Annotated in this window: 14 protein-coding genes; 5 read left to right on the forward strand and 9 right to left on the reverse strand. The window is 63.2% G+C overall.

The window, feature by feature from the left end:
- Positions 1-8: 8 nt before the first annotated feature.
- Positions 9-713 (reverse strand): fimbrial biogenesis chaperone, encoded by a 705-nt coding sequence (locus tag B4L76_RS18115; RefSeq protein WP_296234379.1) that lies wholly within the window; start codon positions 711-713, stop codon positions 9-11.
- A gap of 197 nt (positions 714-910) precedes the next feature.
- Between B4L76_RS18115 and B4L76_RS18120 the strand changes: the two genes are divergently transcribed.
- Positions 911-1,255, forward strand: coding sequence for a hypothetical protein (locus tag B4L76_RS18120; protein ID WP_296234380.1), 345 nt, complete (start codon positions 911-913; stop codon positions 1,253-1,255).
- 213 nt (positions 1,256-1,468) lie between these two features.
- Here B4L76_RS18120 and B4L76_RS18125 read toward each other — a convergent pair whose 3' ends face one another.
- From B4L76_RS18125 to B4L76_RS18145, 5 genes are all read right to left on the reverse strand, one after another.
- Positions 1,469-2,581 (reverse strand): alkene reductase, encoded by a 1,113-nt coding sequence (locus tag B4L76_RS18125; RefSeq protein WP_296234381.1) that lies wholly within the window; start codon positions 2,579-2,581, stop codon positions 1,469-1,471.
- A gap of 152 nt (positions 2,582-2,733) precedes the next feature.
- A complete protein-coding gene (locus B4L76_RS18130; protein WP_296234382.1) occupies positions 2,734-3,702 on the reverse strand; it encodes an XdhC family protein in 969 nt (322 codons plus the stop codon).
- 42 nt (positions 3,703-3,744) lie between these two features.
- The gene (locus tag B4L76_RS18135; protein ID WP_296234383.1) at positions 3,745-5,967 is read right to left on the reverse strand and encodes a xanthine dehydrogenase family protein molybdopterin-binding subunit; all 2,223 of its coding nucleotides are present in this window, start codon (positions 5,965-5,967) and stop codon (positions 3,745-3,747) included.
- Positions 5,951-6,433, reverse strand: coding sequence for a (2Fe-2S)-binding protein (locus B4L76_RS18140; protein WP_296234384.1), 483 nt, complete (start codon positions 6,431-6,433; stop codon positions 5,951-5,953). Before B4L76_RS18140 ends, B4L76_RS18135 begins: the two co-directional genes overlap by 17 nt.
- Positions 6,430-7,698 carry a cytochrome c gene (locus tag B4L76_RS18145; RefSeq protein WP_296234385.1) on the reverse strand — a complete coding sequence of 423 codons (1,269 nt, stop codon included), beginning with the start codon at positions 7,696-7,698 and terminating at the stop codon, positions 6,430-6,432. Before B4L76_RS18145 ends, B4L76_RS18140 begins: the two co-directional genes overlap by 4 nt.
- A gap of 274 nt (positions 7,699-7,972) precedes the next feature.
- Here B4L76_RS18145 and B4L76_RS18150 point away from each other — a divergent pair, with 274 nt between their 5' ends.
- Positions 7,973-8,875, forward strand: coding sequence for a LysR family transcriptional regulator (locus B4L76_RS18150; protein ID WP_296234386.1), 903 nt, complete (start codon positions 7,973-7,975; stop codon positions 8,873-8,875).
- Between the two features lie 96 nt (positions 8,876-8,971).
- Positions 8,972-9,598 (forward strand): DsbA family oxidoreductase, encoded by a 627-nt coding sequence (locus B4L76_RS18155; protein ID WP_296234388.1) that lies wholly within the window; start codon positions 8,972-8,974, stop codon positions 9,596-9,598.
- 99 nt (positions 9,599-9,697) lie between these two features.
- Here B4L76_RS18155 and B4L76_RS18160 read toward each other — a convergent pair whose 3' ends face one another.
- The 3 genes from B4L76_RS18160 to B4L76_RS18170 form a co-directional block, all read right to left on the reverse strand.
- Positions 9,698-11,059: an MFS transporter gene (locus B4L76_RS18160; RefSeq protein ID WP_296234389.1), complete on the reverse strand. Its 1,362-nt coding sequence runs from the start codon at positions 11,057-11,059 to the stop codon at positions 9,698-9,700.
- A 55-nt stretch (positions 11,060-11,114) separates the two neighbouring features.
- On the reverse strand, positions 11,115-12,185 hold the full coding sequence (locus tag B4L76_RS18165) for a C45 family autoproteolytic acyltransferase/hydolase (RefSeq protein ID WP_296234391.1): 1,071 nt from the start codon (positions 12,183-12,185) through the stop codon (positions 11,115-11,117).
- Between the two features lie 239 nt (positions 12,186-12,424).
- Positions 12,425-13,336 carry a LysR family transcriptional regulator gene (locus B4L76_RS18170; protein ID WP_296234393.1) on the reverse strand — a complete coding sequence of 304 codons (912 nt, stop codon included), beginning with the start codon at positions 13,334-13,336 and terminating at the stop codon, positions 12,425-12,427.
- Between the two features lie 243 nt (positions 13,337-13,579).
- On the opposite strand from B4L76_RS18170, the gene B4L76_RS18175 reads away from it, so the two are divergent.
- On the forward strand, positions 13,580-15,301 hold the full coding sequence (locus B4L76_RS18175; RefSeq protein WP_296234395.1) for an amidohydrolase: 1,722 nt from the start codon (positions 13,580-13,582) through the stop codon (positions 15,299-15,301).
- 318 nt (positions 15,302-15,619) lie between these two features.
- Positions 15,620-17,149, forward strand: a complete 1,530-nt coding sequence (locus tag B4L76_RS18180) for a sensor domain-containing diguanylate cyclase (RefSeq protein ID WP_296234397.1) — start codon at positions 15,620-15,622, stop codon at positions 17,147-17,149.
- Positions 17,150-17,229 lie beyond the last annotated feature (80 nt).

A 17,229-nucleotide genomic window follows, 5' to 3' on the forward strand; every position in this document is an offset into this window, starting at 1 on the left:
CGGTGTGTTCACTGCAGTGCAATGTGGTGACGCTTCTGCAGGCCGATATCGGTGAGTTCGCTGAACGCCACGCGACTTTGCGCGGGCAGGGGCGAGGGCGCCTCGAGGGTGAGCGATTCCCCCGGGCGCAGGAGGACGTAGTCCGCAAGCTGGCGCGACTGCCCGGAGCCGTCGAGCTGGAGGTTGACCAGCGAAACGTGAAAGGCACTCGGGTTGCTGACTTCGATCAGGCCAGGCTGACGTGCTCGCCATTCCAGTCCCTCGACCGCCTTGCTGGCCGAGCCTGGCAGGCCGGCGGGGCGGTAGAACAGCTTCAGGCGCTGGCGAACGGCGAATTGCAGGGTATTGGCCTGTTCGTGTCTGCGCGGGATCTCGAGGATGTTCAGCCAGAACAGTGACTCCCTGTCTTCGGGCAGGCCCTTGCCGGCGTATAGCACCCGCAGCATGTGCCGGCCGTTGGGCGGTATCAATGTCAACGGCTGGACGATGGCGAAGGGCGCATCGTCGCGTTCGTCGGTACTGCTGACCCAGCTTTGCATGACCGTGTCGAGGTCGCTGCGATTGACCACGCTGATGCTCGCCTCCTTGTCCGAGCCTGGGTAAATGAGGCGCGTGCCCTCGACTTTGAGCTGGCCCCAGGCACCGGACGCCAAGCCCATCAGGACCAGCGCCGCCATGGCTGGGTGCGAGAGGATATGAAGCAAGCGCGACATGGTCAGGGAAGGGCTCCGGTCAGGTTGGCGAGGAGGGGCCTGGCCATCCTAGAGAGCTGGACCGCCACCGGCTTTGAGACGTTTCTTAAATTGCCGCGTGATTTAAATGCTTGCTTTGTGAACGGCCTCACGCGCGCAGACGGCCCGGCCACCGCTCATCCGATAGGCTCAAACGTAGGTATCGTGGAGTGGAAACCATGAGTGGCAAGCGATTCGCATTGAGTGTTGCAATTAGCCTGGCCCTGGTCGGTCAGGCCCAGGCGGGCGGCGTAGTCGCCTCGGGCATGCTGCAGTTCACTGGCAGCATCGTCGAGCCGTCCTGCACCACCACGGTGGACAGTGCCGGTTGGCGCATGGACAACTGCCCGGCGCTGGCGCGTGACAGCGTCATCGGCATTCAGGGCGTGGACGGCCAGGCATTGCCGGCGCAGGCGGTACGCGTCGACCAGGGGGTCACGCTCGACCAGGCCTACAGGCTGGTCAATGAGTACGGCAAGCCACTGGCCCAGGGACGTTACGTGGTGGTCGTGACCTCACCTTGAAGCGATCGGCTGGCCTGTCCCTGAGTCAGTGCTGACACAATTATCGCGGGGTGGCGTTGAACGGGCGGCGCATCGGGCGCCGAAGCGCCGTTGCCTCCTGGTAGCCAAGCTGTGCCGAGACCGCTTCGACGGAATGCTCGCCAGACACGAGCAGCGCGAACCCTACCGCTGCGTCCAACTGGCTGGGCTATCCAGCCAGTCTGCCTGGCGCTGTCATGGGTGGGCTGGATAGTCGATGTAGCCTCGTTCATCGCCACCAAAGAAGGTTGCAAGGTCGGGTGTGTTGAGTTCCAGGCCATCGCGGATGCGGCGTGGCAAGTCCGGGTTGGCCAGGAACGGTCGGCCGAAAGCCACCACGTCGGCACGGCCTTCGGCAATCGCTTTTTCGGCAGAGGCTGCGTCATACCCGCCTGCGAGTACCAGGACACCTTCCCAGGCATCACGCAGCTGCAAGATGATCTCGTCCCAGCGCGGGTCGAAGTTTTCGTCCTTGACGGTGCCGACGACCGCGGGCTCGACCAGGTGCAGGTAGGCCAGGCCGTGGCGGTTCAGCGACTTGACTATGTAGCTGAAAGTTTCGAAGGGGGTGTCATCGCCCATGCCCATGAACCGCCCCATCGGGGTGAGGCGCACACCGACGCGATCTGCGCCGATTTCCTGCGTCACTGCCTGAACCACCGCCAGCAGCAGGCGCGCCCGATTCTGGTACGAGCCGCCGTAAGGGTCGCTGCGCCGGTTGCTGTTGCTGTTGATGAACTGGTCGAGCAGGTAGCCGTTGCCAGCGTGAATCTCGACGCCATCCATGCCAGCCGCGATGGCATTGAGTGCCGCATTGCGGTAGTCATCGATGACTGCCGCGATTTCTTCGATTTCCAGGGCGCGCGGGACCGGCACATCACCCCACACGCCATTGCCGTCGTGGTCGACGATGAACGTCTTGCCGGGCGCGGCGATCGCACTCGGTGCAACGGGCAGGCCATTATCTGGCTGGAAACTGGGGTGAGAAACGCGCCCGACGTGCCACAGCTGCATGAAGATGCGGCCATCCTGTGCATGCACTGCCGCGCTCACCCGCTGCCAGGCTGCGATCTGTTCAGCCGTGTAGATACCGGGCGTCCATGCATAACCTTGTCCCTGTCGGGAGATTTGCGTGGCTTCGGTGATGATCAACGCTGCGCTGGCGCGCTGGGCGTAATATTGCGCCGCCATTGCCGTCGGGATATCGCCGGGTTGGCCTGCACGGGAGCGGGTCAGTGGCGCCATGGCGATACGGTGTGGCAGTTGCAAGGCGCCCACGCGAATGGGGTTGAACAGATGACGGGCCATTACTCAGTTCCTTTGCAAGTGGTTTGAATGCGGTTGGCAAGCGCAGCGATAGCGCGGCTGTTTGCTGGAGTCAGGTTAATGGCCGGCGCCCAGACTGATAATCAGCACAACCAGGGCAAGTGCATTGCGCAACTCGCAATACCCGCGAATCTTCAAAGCGCCGTTCGCGCTTTGCCTCGATAGACCCGCAGCACATCAGCCATCACCGCCAATGCAATTTCGGCAGGGGTCCTGGCGCCGATATCCAGGCCGATGGGCATGTGCAGGCGCTCGACATCTGCAGGCGACAAGCCGCCGATCCGGCGCAATCGCTCCGCGCGTCTTTCCGAGGTCCGTTTCGAGCCCATGGCGCCGATGTAGAAGGCGGGCGTGTGCACGGCCTCCATCAATGCGAGGTCGTCGATTTTCGGATCATGGGTCAGCGCAACCACTGCCGTTGCTTCGTGGCAACCGCCGTTGGCGATGTAGATCGAGGGCAGTAGCGGAATCACCGTCACGCCCTCCAGCGCCAGCGCGGCCACTTCTTCTCGCGGGTCGCAAGCGATCACTTCAAAGCCCAGGGCCCGGGCGAATTGTGCACAGGCCTCGGCAACCGGTGAAAGGCCAGCCAGCAGCAAGCGCAGGGCAGGGCCCAGGGCAATCTCCAGGCGGCTTCCCGTGCGCACCACGGTGTCGCTGCCGTCGCTGCGGCTGCGGGTGCTGAACAGGCCGCCTTCCAGGTCGATCACCCGGGTCAGCCGACGTTGACCGCGCAAAGCGTCGAGCAACTGGCTCAGGTGGGCTCGCCATTCGGCGCTCGGGCGCCTGTGCTCGACCAGCACCTCCAGGCTACCGCCACACGGCAACTGCAGGCGACTGCGCTGTTCGGCACTGGTGCCGTAGCAGATCACCTGCGCCGGTGCCGCATGCTCGCCACGGCTTAGCGCTTCGAGAAAGGCCTCCTCGACGCAACCGCCGGACAACGAGCCGCTGTGCGTGCCGGACCGGATGGCCACCAGCATTGCCCCAGGCGAGCGCGGTGCCGAACCGAAGGTGGAAAGGACCGTGCACAGCCACACGCTTTGTCCTTCGTCAGCCCAGGCCAGCGCCTGCTCCAGGACCCTCACATCAAGGTGTTGCATCTGCCGTTACCTCTGCAAAACACGGGTTCAAGCGCCGCCGGCTCACGCCTTGCGGGTCAGCGGCAGCGCCAGCCGGCGCTGGCCGGTGGCATCCGCCACCGCGTTGCCGAGGGCTGCCGCCATCGGGCCCTGGACGATTTCGGCTGCACCGAGGAAGGGCTGGCCAGGCTGGTCGATCAGGTGCACTTCAACGTGTTTCGGAAGTTGCGGGAAGCGCAGGATCGGATAGCCACTCCAGTCATAGCTGCGTACGCCACCGGCGTCATAACTGACTGCCTCGTAGAGCGTCCAGCTGCTCGACTGGACGATACCGCCCTCGACCTGGTTGCGTAGCCCATCGGGATTGACGATCTGACCGACGTCCACCGCCGTGACCACCCGCTCGATCTCGATCTCGCCGGTTTGCGGATGCACCTGGATTTCCACTGCCACCGCGCAGTAGCCCATGATGTTCTTGTAGCGGGCGAAGCCCAGGCCGACGCCCGTGCCCGGTGCAGACGAACGCCGTGGCCAGGCGAATTCATCGCGGGCCCGTTCGACCACGGCGCGGGCCCTTGGGTCGGTGAGGTGGCTCAGGCGAAATTCGACGGCATCCACGCCCGCCTGCGCCGCCAGTTCGTCCAGGCAGGCCTCGATGGCAAACACATTGATGTGGGCACCCAGCGAGCGCATTGCCGAAGTGCGAAACGGCATTTCGCTGATGAAATGCATGTCGATATCGCTTGCGCCCGTTTGATACAGCGGGATCGCGTTGCGGTCGCCGTCGCCTTCAGGCTGGGCAATCGGCACCGACGGCGCCGAGGCGAACGGGCGGGCAAGCATGCGCGCGGGCACCAGGCGGCCGGCGTTGGTGATGCGCTCGTTATGCGGCGTGGTCCATAACTGGTACTGCCAATGGTTGAGGCGGCCGCTGCTGTCCAGGTCGGCCTGCAGCTCGGTGAGCATGGCCGAGCTGTACGGTTCCCACAGGTTCTCCTGTTCACGCATCCACTGCACGCGCACCGGCACGCCCGGCATGCGCATGGCGATGAGCGCCGCGTCGGCTGCGGCATCATCGGCGCCGTTGTGACCATAGCATCCGGAGCCTTCGGCATGGATGCAACGTACCGCTGTCAGCGGCAGGCCGAGCATTTCGGCGATGCCCGCACGCAGTGGGAAAACACCTTGGGTATGCGTCCAGACCGTCAACGTACCGTCCTTGAACCAGGCCACCGAACAGGAGGGGCCGATGGAACCGTGCATCAGATACTGTTTGGTGACGCGCGCCCGATAGGTCTTGCCACTTGAAGGCGCCGGCTGGCCTTGGTGGCGGATGGGGTAGCGCCTGGATTGCAGCTTGGGCAGCAGCTGGTGGATAACCGCCTGGTCCGGAATCACCTCGCCGGCGGTCCACGTCGCCGACCCGTAGCCCGCCCGCATGGCCTTGATGGCTTGCCATTCATCCTTGGCCACCACGGCAAGATAGTTGCCATCCTCGACCACCTTGACCACGCCCGGCAGGCGTTCGATCGCCTGGCTATCGAAGCCGGTGAGCTTGCAACCCGGCCTTGGTGGCCGGATCACCCGGGCATGGAGCATGCCCGGCAAGCGCATGTCCTGTACGAATGCCGCGCCACCGCTGACCTTGGCTGGAATATCCAGGCGTGGGATGGCGTGGCCGATGAGCTTGAACTGCTCAGGTGAAAGGTCCGGCGAGCTGGCCTTGGCGTATTGATGCAGGTCCACGCCCGCCACCGCCTCGGCATAGCTCATGCGGGCGCCGGACGGCGCCGTGATCATCGCATCGCCTGTGCGCAGCGACGACACTTCCACGCCCCAGCGCCTGGCAGCCGATTCCATCAGCATCTGCCGCACCTGCGCAGCGGCGTTGAACAGCGCCGTGCCGCTGTCGAAGAGGGTATGGCTGCCGGCCGTGTAGCCTTCGTTCGGCGTCAGCGCCGTGTCCGCCGTGAGGAAGGTCACCGCCGCCGGCGAGACGTCCAGCCGCTCGGCTGCGATCTGCAACAGCGCGGTTTTTACCCCGGTGCCCAGCTCCACTTTCCCGGTGTACACGGTGATGCCTTCCACGCCGACCCTGATCCACGCGTCGAGGTACGGGTTGGTGCGCAAGCTGCCCGGCAGGTCCGGGGCGAGCACGACAGTACCGAGGGTATCCACCTCGGTATCGGCCAGCGCCTTGCGGGCGGCCGGCAACAGCGCGAATGCCATCAGCAGGCTGCCGCCCTGCAGGAGCGCGCGACGACCGAATTCAGTTGTGGACGACATGCAGGCCACCGTTTTCGACTACGCGGGTGATCGCTTCGATGATTCGCAGGTGCGTGCCGCAGCGACACAGGTTGCTGGCCATGTGCGCGCGGATGGTGGCTGCGTCGGGCTGCGGATTGTGCTCCAGCAGGGCCTGGGCGCGCATGATCATCCCGGCGATGCAGTACCCACATTGTGCGGCCTGGGTATCGATGAAGGCTTGTTGCAGCGGGCCTGGCCGTTCAGGCGTGCCCAGGCTCTCGACAGTGCGCACGTGGCGGCCTTGCATGCCGGCACACGGCGTCACGCAGGAGAATACCGGCTGGTCGTCGACGATGACGGTGCACGCGCCACACTGGCCCAGCCCGCAGCCGTACTTGGCGCCGTTGAGTTCCAGGTGGTTGCGCAAGGCATAGAGCAGCGGCATGTCCGGATCGATATCCAGGCTGTGCAGCTTGCCATTGACTGTAAGGTTCACGTTGCTCATGGGGTCTCCTCGCGCAGAGCCTGAATAGTCGAATGCAAATCCGTCCACGGCCGATCCGGGGCGGCTTGGCCACGGACGAAGGCCGCCAGGTCAGCGAGCTGTTGGTCGCTCAGGCTGGCGGCAAACGGTGGCATTGCCGGGCCGGGCTCACCGGGGGTGGGGGCAATGCCTTCCAGTACCGTCTTGATGAAGTTGCGTGGCGCAGGGGCCTGCACCGAGGACGTCGCCGTCAGCGCTGGCCTGCCGTCGATACTGCGCATCGGTGCGGCTGCGCCGTGGCAGCCCGCGCATGCAGCCTGGAACAGGTCACCACCCAGACTGGACGATTCGGCCGAGGCCACAGCCTTTGTTTCGAACCTGGCTGGTTGATGAGGAGATGCCGGCAAACTCAGCAGATATTCCGCCATGGCTTCGACGTCGCTTCGAGGCAGCCGTGCGAGTTCCTGGCTGACCGGGCGCATGGGGCCGGCCGCAGTGCCATGGCCGTCGACGACGTTGGCTTGCAGGTAGTCCACCAGTTGGGCTTGGGTCCAGGGCGTTTCGCGACTGGCCAGGCCGAGCAGGGAAGGGGCCTCCCAGCCGTCAACCACGCCACCGGCAAGCGCCTGGCCCGTTTTCTCGGCGCCGAGCAGGTTCAAAGGGGTATGGCATCCGCCGCAGTGGCCCGCGCCTTCGACCAGATAGCGGCCACGGTTCCACTGTGGCGACGCCTGTGCTGTCGGCACGAACGGCGCTGAATGCAGGAACAGCAGGTTCCAGCCCGCGACCAGCGGGCGAAGGTTCATCGGGAACTTCATGCGGTTGGGGGTTGCCGGCTGGTCCACCGGAGGCCCGCTCATCAGGTAGGCATAGGCGTCTGCCAGGTCCTGATCGTCGAGCAGCCGGTAATGCGTGTACGGGAAGGCCGGGTAGAGGAAATGCCCATCGCGGGAAATCCCGTCGCGCATGGCTCGCTGGAACGCTTCGAGTGGCCACTTGCCGATACCGGTCTGGGCGTCAGGTGTGATGTTGGTGCTGTACAGCGTGCCAAACGGCGTCACCAGCGGCAGGCCACCCGCCAGGTACTTGCCGCCAGGGCGCGTATGACAGACCGCGCAGTCGCCGGCGGTGACGACCTTGGCACCACGCGCAATCTGTGCGGGTTCGAATAGCATGGGCCGCTCGATCGGATCGATTGCCGGTCGCCACATCAACCCGAACGCTGCGGCTACCCCGCCCACGCCCAGTGCAATAGCTGCCAATGCCCAACGCTTCCTGTGCGACATCGATACCCACCTCGTTCTGCGTCTTTAGCAACCAGCAACTCCCGGTATTGCCGGCTGCCGATCAGTTCAGGGCGAGCCTAAAGGAGCGCGGCTGGTGCGGGTATGGGGCGCTCGCGCAAGGCAGCTTTGCTCATTACGCAAGGCTGACAGCGCGTGTCGGATAGCACGTCTGTTCAATCCCGAGGTCGGGCAGGTGGCTATGCTGCAGGCTGGTGCAACCTCGACTGGTGATGCCACCAGCTTCCCTCATGGCAATCTTCGGCAGGGTCGGTCAATGGATAAGTTTCTCGCCTTGAGCATGTTCGTAGAGACGGTACGTTGCGGTGGCTACTCCGCTGCAGCGCGAAAGCTTGGCGTGGCAACATCGTCCGTGGCGCGTCAGGTTGCAGCACTGGAGGCGGAGCTGGGCACCACGCTCATTACCCGCAGCACACGCCAGAACCGCCTGACCGACCTGGGCCAAGCCTATTTCGACAACGCGGTGGGCATTCTCGATGCGCTCGCTGCAGCCGATGGCATGGTCACCGACAGGGGCAGCGAAGCCAAAGGCAAGCTGCGGGTCAGCGTGCCGGTGGAGTTTGGCCGACGCTTGATCTCTCCCCACCTGGGACGGTTTCTGGCGAGCCATCCGGAGCTGGAGGTCAGCCTCAACCTCAGCGACGAGCGGGTGGACCTTTACAAGGACCGTATCGACCTGACCGTGCGCCTGGGGTCGACCGTCTCCAGCGAAGATGTGATCTGCACCACCATCGGTCATTTCCAGCGCTGGCTGGTGGCCAGCCCGGCCTACCTGGAGCGGCACGGTGCGCCGACGCAACCGAGCGAGCTCACCCGGCATTCCTGCATGCGCTTCGATTACGGCGGGCCGATGCGCGACTGGCTGTTCGAGGTGGCTGACGAGACGGTGCCCGTAGCGGTGCAGGGCCGCATGCAGAGCAACAATGCCGACATTCTCAGGCAGGCAGCAGTCGCCGGGCAGGGCGTTGCGCTGCTGGCCGACTGGCTGGTTGCCGAGGATGTGCAACAGGGCCGGCTTACCCGCTTGCTGCCCGAATATGAAGTGAACCCGATGTCAGTCAATGCCTCGATCAATATCGTCTACCTGCCGATCAATCGCGCCTCGACGCGTATCAAGGCCTTTGCGCATTTCATGAAAGAGTTGGTCTGTGATGTCTAGCGACGTTGCGCAACGCTCTATTGCGTGCGGTGTGGCTTCTGCCTGGGCAGCTGACGACGTACGCTGGGGTGAACTACCTCACTCCGGGCCTGGACCATGCACATTCCCCCGCTCCTGGCATTCGACTTTCTTGACCCTTGGAGCTGGGTAGCGCAGCGCCGGCTTGCGCTCGCGATGAGTCAGGTCGGGCAACCCCTGAGCGTCACCTTTCAACCCTGCCGCTCGCCATGGAGCCATGCCGCCGCCGGCATGGCCTACCACGACTTTCTCGAGCGTCGCTTTGGCACCCAGGCGCTGATTCAGCTATCCCTGGTGGCTGCGGAAATGCGCCAGCTCGGCATCGAACCGGCGTTCAGCCGGATCGTCCACCTGCCCGACACGCGCCCCGCGCTGGCCGCTGTACTGTGGCTGCAGCGTAGCGGGAAACCCGCTCATCACTTTGTCGAAAGTGCGTTCGAGGCCGTGTATTGCCATGGCCAGGATATTGGTGATCCGGCGGTTCTGGAACAGCTGCTGCAGCGACAACAAGTACCTCTGGGCGAAGTCGTGCAATTCATGCACAGCGACACGTTCAGTGATGAATTGCAGGCCAGCGAAGCCACGGCTGTGGCGTGGGCGGGACGCGTCATTCCGTCTTTGCGCATCAACGGTACGGTGGTATTCGGTGCGCAGACACCGAGTGTGCTGGCGCCGATGCTTGCCTCCTGGGCACGCATGTCGTGAGGACTGTCTGAGGATCACGCGGGCAGACGGCGAATGAAGTTTCTCTTGTCGCTCGCAATGAATTTCGATTCGGACGCTTCATCCTCCAAACATGCGCATTCAAGTTCTGCTTTTTCGCCAATGCGCATGAGTACCGCACCCGCTCACTTCCTTTGCAAGGCTACCAGGTTCGTCGTCGATTTCCGCCATGCTCAGCCGCGATGTTTCAGGCAACAACAACGAGCACAGCGCGACCAATGCCAGTGCGCCAGCGCCATACCACGCCACGCCTAGCGGATCGTTGTTAGTAAGGATAAGGATTGCAGTGGCGATGCTCGATGCTGTGCCGCCTCCCAGTGCTGCACCGATCTGATAGCTGGCCGAGATTCCCGAGTAGCGCATGTCACGGGGGAACTGCTCGCCCAGAAACGACGGTATCGGACCCTGGGTTGCGCCCATCAGCAGACCGGTCAGGCTGTAGGCAAACAGGGCGATACCGAAGCTCATCATGCCTACCAGCTGGAAGAAGACGAACAGCCCGAGCGCCATCACCACGGCACCGAACACCATCACCGTGCGCCGGCCCAGACGGTCAGACAGGTAGCCGAACAGCGGCGCGGAGAACACGATGGCGATCGACAAGGTCAGGTCGAACATCAACGCCTGGGTGCTGCCGAAGCCCACCTGGGTGGCGTAAGTCAGGAAGAAGGTGCTGCCGATGTAGGCGATGGTGCAGTAGCCGAAGGCGATGCCGGTGCACAGCAGCAGCTGACGTGGACGTTGACGCAAGGCATCGGCCAACGGTGCGCGGACCGGCCTGAGCGCCGGGGCGACGACCGGCATGGCGGCTTTCAGGCGTGCATACAGGCCGATCAGCACCAGTGTGCCGCCAAGCCAGAACGGAATGCGCCAGGCAAAGTCCACCAGATTGTCGTTGAAGGCAGCACTGACGATGGCGAACACCGCAGCGCCTAGGATGCCGCCGACGCCGATGCCCATGCTGGTGAAGCTACCCCACAACCCGCGCCTGCCTGGCGGCGCCGATTCAATGCCGAACAGCGCGGCACCGCCCCACTCGCCACCAGCGGCAAAGCCCTGGATCAGGCGCAACAACACCAGCAGGATCGGGGCAGCGACGCCGATACTGGCATGGCTTGGCAAGCAACCAATAAGGAACGTGCTCAGGCCCATGAGCAGCAAGGTCGCGACCAGCACCTTCTGGCGACCGATGCGGTCACCGTAGTGGCCGAACACCAAACCACCCAGCGGACGGGCGAAGAAGCCGGCGCCAAAGGCGCTGAAGGCCACCAAGGTCGCGGTCAGGTGGTCCATCTGGGGGAAGAACACCTGGGGAAACACCAGCGCAGCCGCAGTGCCGTAGATGATGAAGTCATAGAACTCCAGCGCAGTGCCCATGCCGGAGACACAGAAGGTGCGCAGCGCAGACCGGGACGACGCAGGGTTGGAATGTTCCGCATGCATTGTTGTTGTTCTCGTTGTCAGGGGCCCCGCCCTGTTCAGGCGGCACCGGGTGGGCTCAGAAACGTTCGAAGCCAGCCTTGGCCAGTTGCAGCGGCGTGCCCGCTACGTACTCCAGCGCGCAGCGCTCGGTATCGATCCCCACGCTCAGCAGGGTTTCCCAACGCTCGGTATCGGGCATGGCCATGTCCGGGTGGAAGCAGATCGGTGCACTGTCGCCTTGCGCGCCGCACATGGCTTCGGCGCGGGCGCGCAGATCGGCGCTTCCCATCTGGCCGATCACCTGCTCCAGATGGCCCAGGCGACAGTGGGTGTCGGCGCGGTCGGCAACCTGCTCGCCCAGGCTCAGCTGTGGGTCGAGGAAGTGGTTGGTGTGTAGCAACCAGCCGTCTTCACGCGGCAGCACCAGCGCCGTGCGCTCGGGGCTGAGTTCGATGCTGACGGCGCGCGGGCTGCTGTCCGCGCGGGAAAACACGGTGAGCACGGTGGAAGCGCTGACCCGCGCCGAACGGGCCAGTTCGATGGCTTCCTCGACACTGCTGGCGGTTTCGAGCAGACGGCGGGCAATCGCGTGCACCGGCACACCTCCGCTGTCGTTGTCGCTGACGTGATGGAGGATGTTGAAATGCAGGCCCAGACCTGCGCTGTTCACTCCCAGCTTGGCCAGCATGCCGAACTCGCAGAACAGCTTGACGTTCATGCCACGCTCGGTGCACAGCGCCAGCATCAGGCCGTGGGGGCACAGGCTGTCGTGCCAGTCCCAGGTCTGCAGGGTCTGTGGCGCACGCGGGCCACGGGGCGCATGCACAGTAGTGGAGCATTCGCTGTGTCGGGTGCGCGCCGCCAGTACCTCGGTTCGGGCGTTCAGGCTTGCCAGCTGCCACAACGGCAGGTCGGCGCCGCAGGCCATACCGATCACTTCGGCCGCCAGGTTCGGGCTCCAGGCTTCCAGGGCGGCGAGGCTGTTTTCGCCGATGCGCTGCGCCTCACGCAGGGACACGCCCACCCGCGCAAAGAAGTCCAGGTACAGCTGGGTGGAATGGCGGATCTGTTCGGCGAAGCGCTCGCCGATCTGGCGACCACGCTCAGCGGGCATGCGGATATCGGTGACTAGGGTGTGGATCTTCACTGCGGGGGAACTCCTGGTACAGCAGGCTCGAGGAATCGTTGCTGTTCTGGAACGAGTGAGGCCGCCTCGCACCCCTGGGGCATGTACTTGCCGTGTGAACGACAGGGCAAGGGACCGGGCACGAAGTGGCCGCCGTGTTCAAGCAACCACCGCTAGCCTAGCGAGCCACTCCCGGTCGATCATCGGCACGACCCGCACAACTTTTGTGCCTGAATGGAACAATTGAACCCGCTGCGCGGTTACAGCCCCTGGCTGCGCAGTTGCTCATGCAGCAAGGCGATGAAAGCCTGCACCTTGCGCGTGTTGCGCCGATGGGGCAGGTACAGCACGTGCACCCAAGGCCCGAAGGCACTCAACGCCTGCCAGTAGCCCGGCAGCACCTCCACCAGTTGCCCTTTGGCCAGATAAGGCGCGGCGCACCAGGTGGGCACGAACTGCAGGCCATGGCCATCGAGCAGGCAGGCAAGCAGGAAGTCGAAATTGTCGCTCACCAGGCGAGGCGTGGGTTGGCGCACGCGCAAGGTCTGGCCCTCATGCTCGACCCACCAGAAGCTGCGATTGAGCAGCGGATGGCGCAGCAGCAGCCAGTCGTGCTGGGCGTAGTTCTCCAAGGTGATGGCACCGCCACGCCGGGCCAGGTAGTCGGGGCTGGCGCAGAGGATCACCCGGTTCTCGATCAGCGGCTGGGCGATCAGCTCGGGCTGGTCGGTGGGGCCGTCGCGCAGCGACAGGTCGTAACCACCGTCGATCAGGTCTTCGTTGGCGTCGTTGAGGTTCACTTCCAGGCGCACCTGCGGATGTTCGCGCATGAAGCGAAAGCACACCTGGTTGAGAAACGCCGGGCCGAATGACGGCGGCGCGGTGATGCGCAAGGTGCCACGCAGTTCGTGCTGCAACTGTTCCACTTCCTCGGTCACCAGCTGCAGGTGCATCAAGGCCTGACGCGCGCCTTCCAGGTACAGGCTGCCGGCCTCGGTAAGTGCCATGCGCCGGGTGGTGCGCTCGAACAGGCGCACCCCGAGCTCGGTCTCCAGGTGGGCGACGGCCTTGGTGATGGCCGAGGGGGTCTTGCCCAGCTGCTCGGCTGCACGACTGAAACTGCCGTGCTCGGCGGCGGCGACGAAGATGGTCAGGGCCGTCATTTTGTCCATGGTTTCTTCCTGTTCGGCACAAGCGAGGCAGTGAGGGGAGCGCGTGATTGTCCGCGCCTTTTCAGCAAACCCGCAAATGGCGCCGATTTGAATAGGCGCTGAGCGGCCTGTGGCTTGCAGCAAGGCAATCTTGGGCCAGGGATTGTTTCCTGATTGCGAAGAAAGTTGTGCCTGCCATCGCATTTAACCTGCCTTGCGCGTTGGCTAGGCTGCAGCTCCATCGCAACAAGAACGAGGCATCGAATGAAGCACCTCCTCAAGACAGTGGTCAGCGCGGGCCTGGCCTGCACCTCGTTGCACAGCTTCGCGGCAGTGGACGTTATCTTGCACAACGCCAAGGTTTACACCGCCGAACCAGGCCAACCGCTGCAGCAGGCGGTGGCGGTCGAGGGCGAGAAGATCGTCGCCGTGGGCTCGGACCAGGCCGTGCTGGGCCTGAAGGCCGATGGCACCCGGGTCATCGACCTGGGCGGCAAGGTGCTGATGCCAGGCATGCTCGACTCCCATTCCCACGCCATAAAAGGCGGCCTGCAACTGGAGCTGGCCAACCTGATGGGCGAGCAGATCCCCCTCGATGAACTGGAACAGCGCCTGCGCGAATGGCGCAAAGATGGCAAGGCCGTGCGTGGTGAGTGCCTGGTCGTCGGTGGCGTGCCGGGGACCTACTGGGACGATATCCCGGCCCTGGAGCAACGTTTCAACCACGGCGAGTGGGCCGACCAGCCGATACTGCTGGCCGCCAACGACATGCACACCGGCTGGGCCAACCAGGCCCTGCTCAAGCTCGCCAGGATCGACGCCAAGACCATCGCGGCATTGCCCGCCGAAGCGCGCAGCACGATTGGCCAGCACCAGGACGGCACGCCCAACGGGTTTCTGGCCGACGCCAGCTATTACCCGGTGACCGACCTGCTGCCACCGCTGTCCCACGACACCCTGATGACCGCCGGACGCAGGGCCCTGGACTACTCCAGGCAGCTGGGCATCACCGGCTGGATGGACCCACTGGCCAACGAACTGCCAGGATCGGATGTGAAGAACGACTCGCTGGGCGTGCTGCCGGTCTACAAGGAGCTCTCCGAACGAGGTGAACTGACGGCGCACATCGCCGCACTGCTGATGGCTGGCTCCAAGGCCCGCCCAGCCGACCTGGATGAGCTGGACAAGGTGCGCCAGCAGTTTCTCGGCGTACGCAATCTCACCTTGCCCGGTGTCAAGGTGTTCGCCGACGGCGTGGCTGAAATGCCGGCGCAGAGCGCGGCGATGCTCGAGCCCTACAAGAACTCCGGCCAACGCGGTGAACTGCTGCTGGACCCGAAGCACTTCGCTGAATTGGTCGATGCCGCCGATGCCCGTGGCTGGCTGGTGCATGTGCATGCCATCGGCGATCGCGCCGTGCGTGAGGCACTCGACGGCGTGGAACAGGCACGACGCGCGCGACACAGTGGTGTCCCGCACTCGATTACCCACCTGCAGATGGTCAGCGCGAACGACTATCCACGCTTCAAACAGCTCGATGTGATCGCCTCCATGCAGTTGTACTGGGCCAGTGCCGACGAAACCAATGTCGACCTGGTCAAGCCGTATGTCGATGAGCATGCCTTCGCCCACAGCTACCCGGCCCACTCGCTGTCCAAGGCCGGTGCGACCATCGCCGGCGCAAGCGACTGGCCGATCACCACCCCGGAACCGTGGAAGGCGATCTACCAGGCTATCAGCCGCAAGGGCCCCAAGGGCGTGCTCAATGCCGACGAAGCCATCGACCGCCAAACGATGTTCCAGGCCTACACCCTCAATGCCGCTCGCGCCATGCGCCTGGAGCAGCAGGTCGGCTCACTGAAGGTGGGCAAGCAGGCCGATATGATTGTGCTCGACCGCGACGTGCTCAACGTCGATGCCGAGGCGCTGCGTGACACCCAGGTGCTGCAGACCTGGTTCGCCGGCAAGCAGATCTACCAGCGCTGATAACATCGCGGAGAAACATAGTTGCAAGTCGCAACAAGCTGTCCTGCTATTTTCAAGGTACAACAGCCAGGTCGCTCTTCTACACCAGCCGCATACCATCGATGATGCCAAAATGGTGGCCGATGAAAAACTGTGAGATCATCGGCTGGTAACCTTAGGTGGTTTGATGTAGAGGTCTTACCGGATACGCCATCAGGCGCAAGGAAAGCGTGTTTAGCCCAATGGCGACGCCGCTTCACCAAACCGCATGCCTTCAGCATCCGGACGCACCCAATGCCTACTCGGCCACGCCCCAAGCTCAACCTACGCATTCTCCTGTTGGCGTTCGCGCTCATCGCGGCTTTCTCGACGCTGGCAAACACATTTTGGGTAATGCTTTCGACTCAGAGAGCTGAACTGGTTGAAAACGCTCTACAAACCAATGAGGCATACGCCGCTCGGGTCGCTGATAGTCTGCAAGGGGTCTTGACGTCAGACCTCGATCGCTTGCGTTATGCAGCTGACTCGATTGGAGAGAGTTTCTCGGACCAGCGCTCGTTGAGAAAAGAGGCGTATCGCCTTCTGCGCCAGGACCGTAGCTTCAACTCGGTGCTCATCGCAGATGCCGACGGAAAAGTAGTCGTCTCTGCTCCTGGCAGCATGCGGTTGGAAGGGCAGCTGCTGCAGAATCGATTGCCGCTGTCGAAGCGGGAACCCATGATCAGCGATGCCTTCCAGTCATTGGCTGACCATCTGGTAGTGTTTGTTTCACATCCCGTTTTCGACCGCAACAAGCACTATCTTGGTTTGGTGGGCGGCAGCATAAGGCTCCAGCAAAAGAATACGATCCAAGCGCTGATGGACCAGAACGTACGCGAGGATGGAGCTTATATTTTTCTCGTTGATAGCCAGCGTCGAATCCTGTATCACCCCGACCCGAAGAGAATTGATGAAGTTTTGATCGGTAGCAGTCTTGTCGATGCCGCACTGGCGCACAGCAACGGATCGATGCAGGCGCTCAATGAAAGCGGCAACGAAGTACTGGCGGGATACGCAAGAATCCCTAGCAGCAACTGGGTGGTCGTGTCCCAGCAGCCGCTCGCCAGCATACAGGCGAGCTTGGAAGCCACAGCGAAGAGGGTAGCAAAAGGTGTTGCGCCACTTGGTCTGTTCGGCCTTCTGATGGTCTGGTGGATAGGGCGGAAAATCTCTGTCCCCCTTTCGCTCTTGGCCGAGAATGCCAAGCGTCTGGACGCACCAGCATCCTACGAACGAATAAGTGCGATACCAGCCGACTATATCGAAAGCTGGCAGATTCGCCGAGCATTGCTATTAGCAGCCAATCTTCTGCAAGAGAAGATTGGCAGGCTCAACCTTCAGGCTCAAAGCGATCCTTTGACCGGCCTGACGAATCGTAGGGGAATGGATGAAACGATCGGCTTGTGGCAAGAAACCCTCAGGTCGTTTGCCGTCATCTCGGTGGACATAGATCACTTCAAAGCGGTTAACGATACCTATGGCCATGGCGCCGGCGATGAAACTCTCCGCGAGGTGGCCAGGCTGATGAAACAAGCTTCGCGCCCCGATGACCTGGTCTGTCGCCTAGGAGGTGAAGAATTTGCTTTGTTACTCCCCAATAGCTCGATCTCAGTTGCGAAAGAAGTTGCGGAACGATTGCGAGCAGTGGTCGCATCGGCGCAATTTGAAACGGTTGGTCATATCACCATATCGCTAGGCGTCGCCCTATGGAAAACGGGTGAGCCAGTGACAGCCACCTTTGAAAAGGCAGATCAACTTCTTTACCGAGCCAAGGCTCTCGGCCGTAATCGTGTTGTTTGTGACAACCTGAACTTGCAAATAGCAGGCTGACGAGAAGCGCCGTCGTGCAGATGCGCCGCCCATGCGCTGGACCGTTTCCGACACCAGGCTGCGGGTCTACGTTTCAATGG

The organism is Pseudomonas sp. UBA4617 (genome assembly GCF_002386445.1).
Taxonomy (GTDB): Bacteria; Pseudomonadota; Gammaproteobacteria; order Pseudomonadales; family Pseudomonadaceae; genus Aquipseudomonas.

What these genes read in the sequence shown, in the direction of transcription:
- B4L76_RS18115 (WP_296234379.1), bottom strand. Translation starts at nt 713, where the DNA reads ATGTCGCGCTTGCTTCATATCCTCTCGCACCCAGCCATGGCGGCGCTG.
- B4L76_RS18120 (WP_296234380.1), top strand. Translation starts at nt 911, where the DNA reads ATGAGTGGCAAGCGATTCGCATTGAGTGTTGCAATTAGCCTGGCCCTG.
- B4L76_RS18125 (WP_296234381.1), bottom strand. Translation starts at nt 2,581, where the DNA reads ATGGCCCGTCATCTGTTCAACCCCATTCGCGTGGGCGCCTTGCAACTG.
- B4L76_RS18130 (WP_296234382.1), bottom strand. Translation starts at nt 3,702, where the DNA reads ATGCAACACCTTGATGTGAGGGTCCTGGAGCAGGCGCTGGCCTGGGCT.
- B4L76_RS18135 (WP_296234383.1), bottom strand. Translation starts at nt 5,967, where the DNA reads ATGTCGTCCACAACTGAATTCGGTCGTCGCGCGCTCCTGCAGGGCGGC.
- B4L76_RS18140 (WP_296234384.1), bottom strand. Translation starts at nt 6,433, where the DNA reads ATGAGCAACGTGAACCTTACAGTCAATGGCAAGCTGCACAGCCTGGAT.
- B4L76_RS18145 (WP_296234385.1), bottom strand. Translation starts at nt 7,698, where the DNA reads ATGTCGCACAGGAAGCGTTGGGCATTGGCAGCTATTGCACTGGGCGTG.
- B4L76_RS18150 (WP_296234386.1), top strand. Translation starts at nt 7,973, where the DNA reads ATGGATAAGTTTCTCGCCTTGAGCATGTTCGTAGAGACGGTACGTTGC.
- B4L76_RS18155 (WP_296234388.1), top strand. Translation starts at nt 8,972, where the DNA reads ATGCACATTCCCCCGCTCCTGGCATTCGACTTTCTTGACCCTTGGAGC.
- B4L76_RS18160 (WP_296234389.1), bottom strand. Translation starts at nt 11,059, where the DNA reads ATGCATGCGGAACATTCCAACCCTGCGTCGTCCCGGTCTGCGCTGCGC.
- B4L76_RS18170 (WP_296234393.1), bottom strand. Translation starts at nt 13,336, where the DNA reads ATGGACAAAATGACGGCCCTGACCATCTTCGTCGCCGCCGCCGAGCAC.
- B4L76_RS18175 (WP_296234395.1), top strand. Translation starts at nt 13,580, where the DNA reads ATGAAGCACCTCCTCAAGACAGTGGTCAGCGCGGGCCTGGCCTGCACC.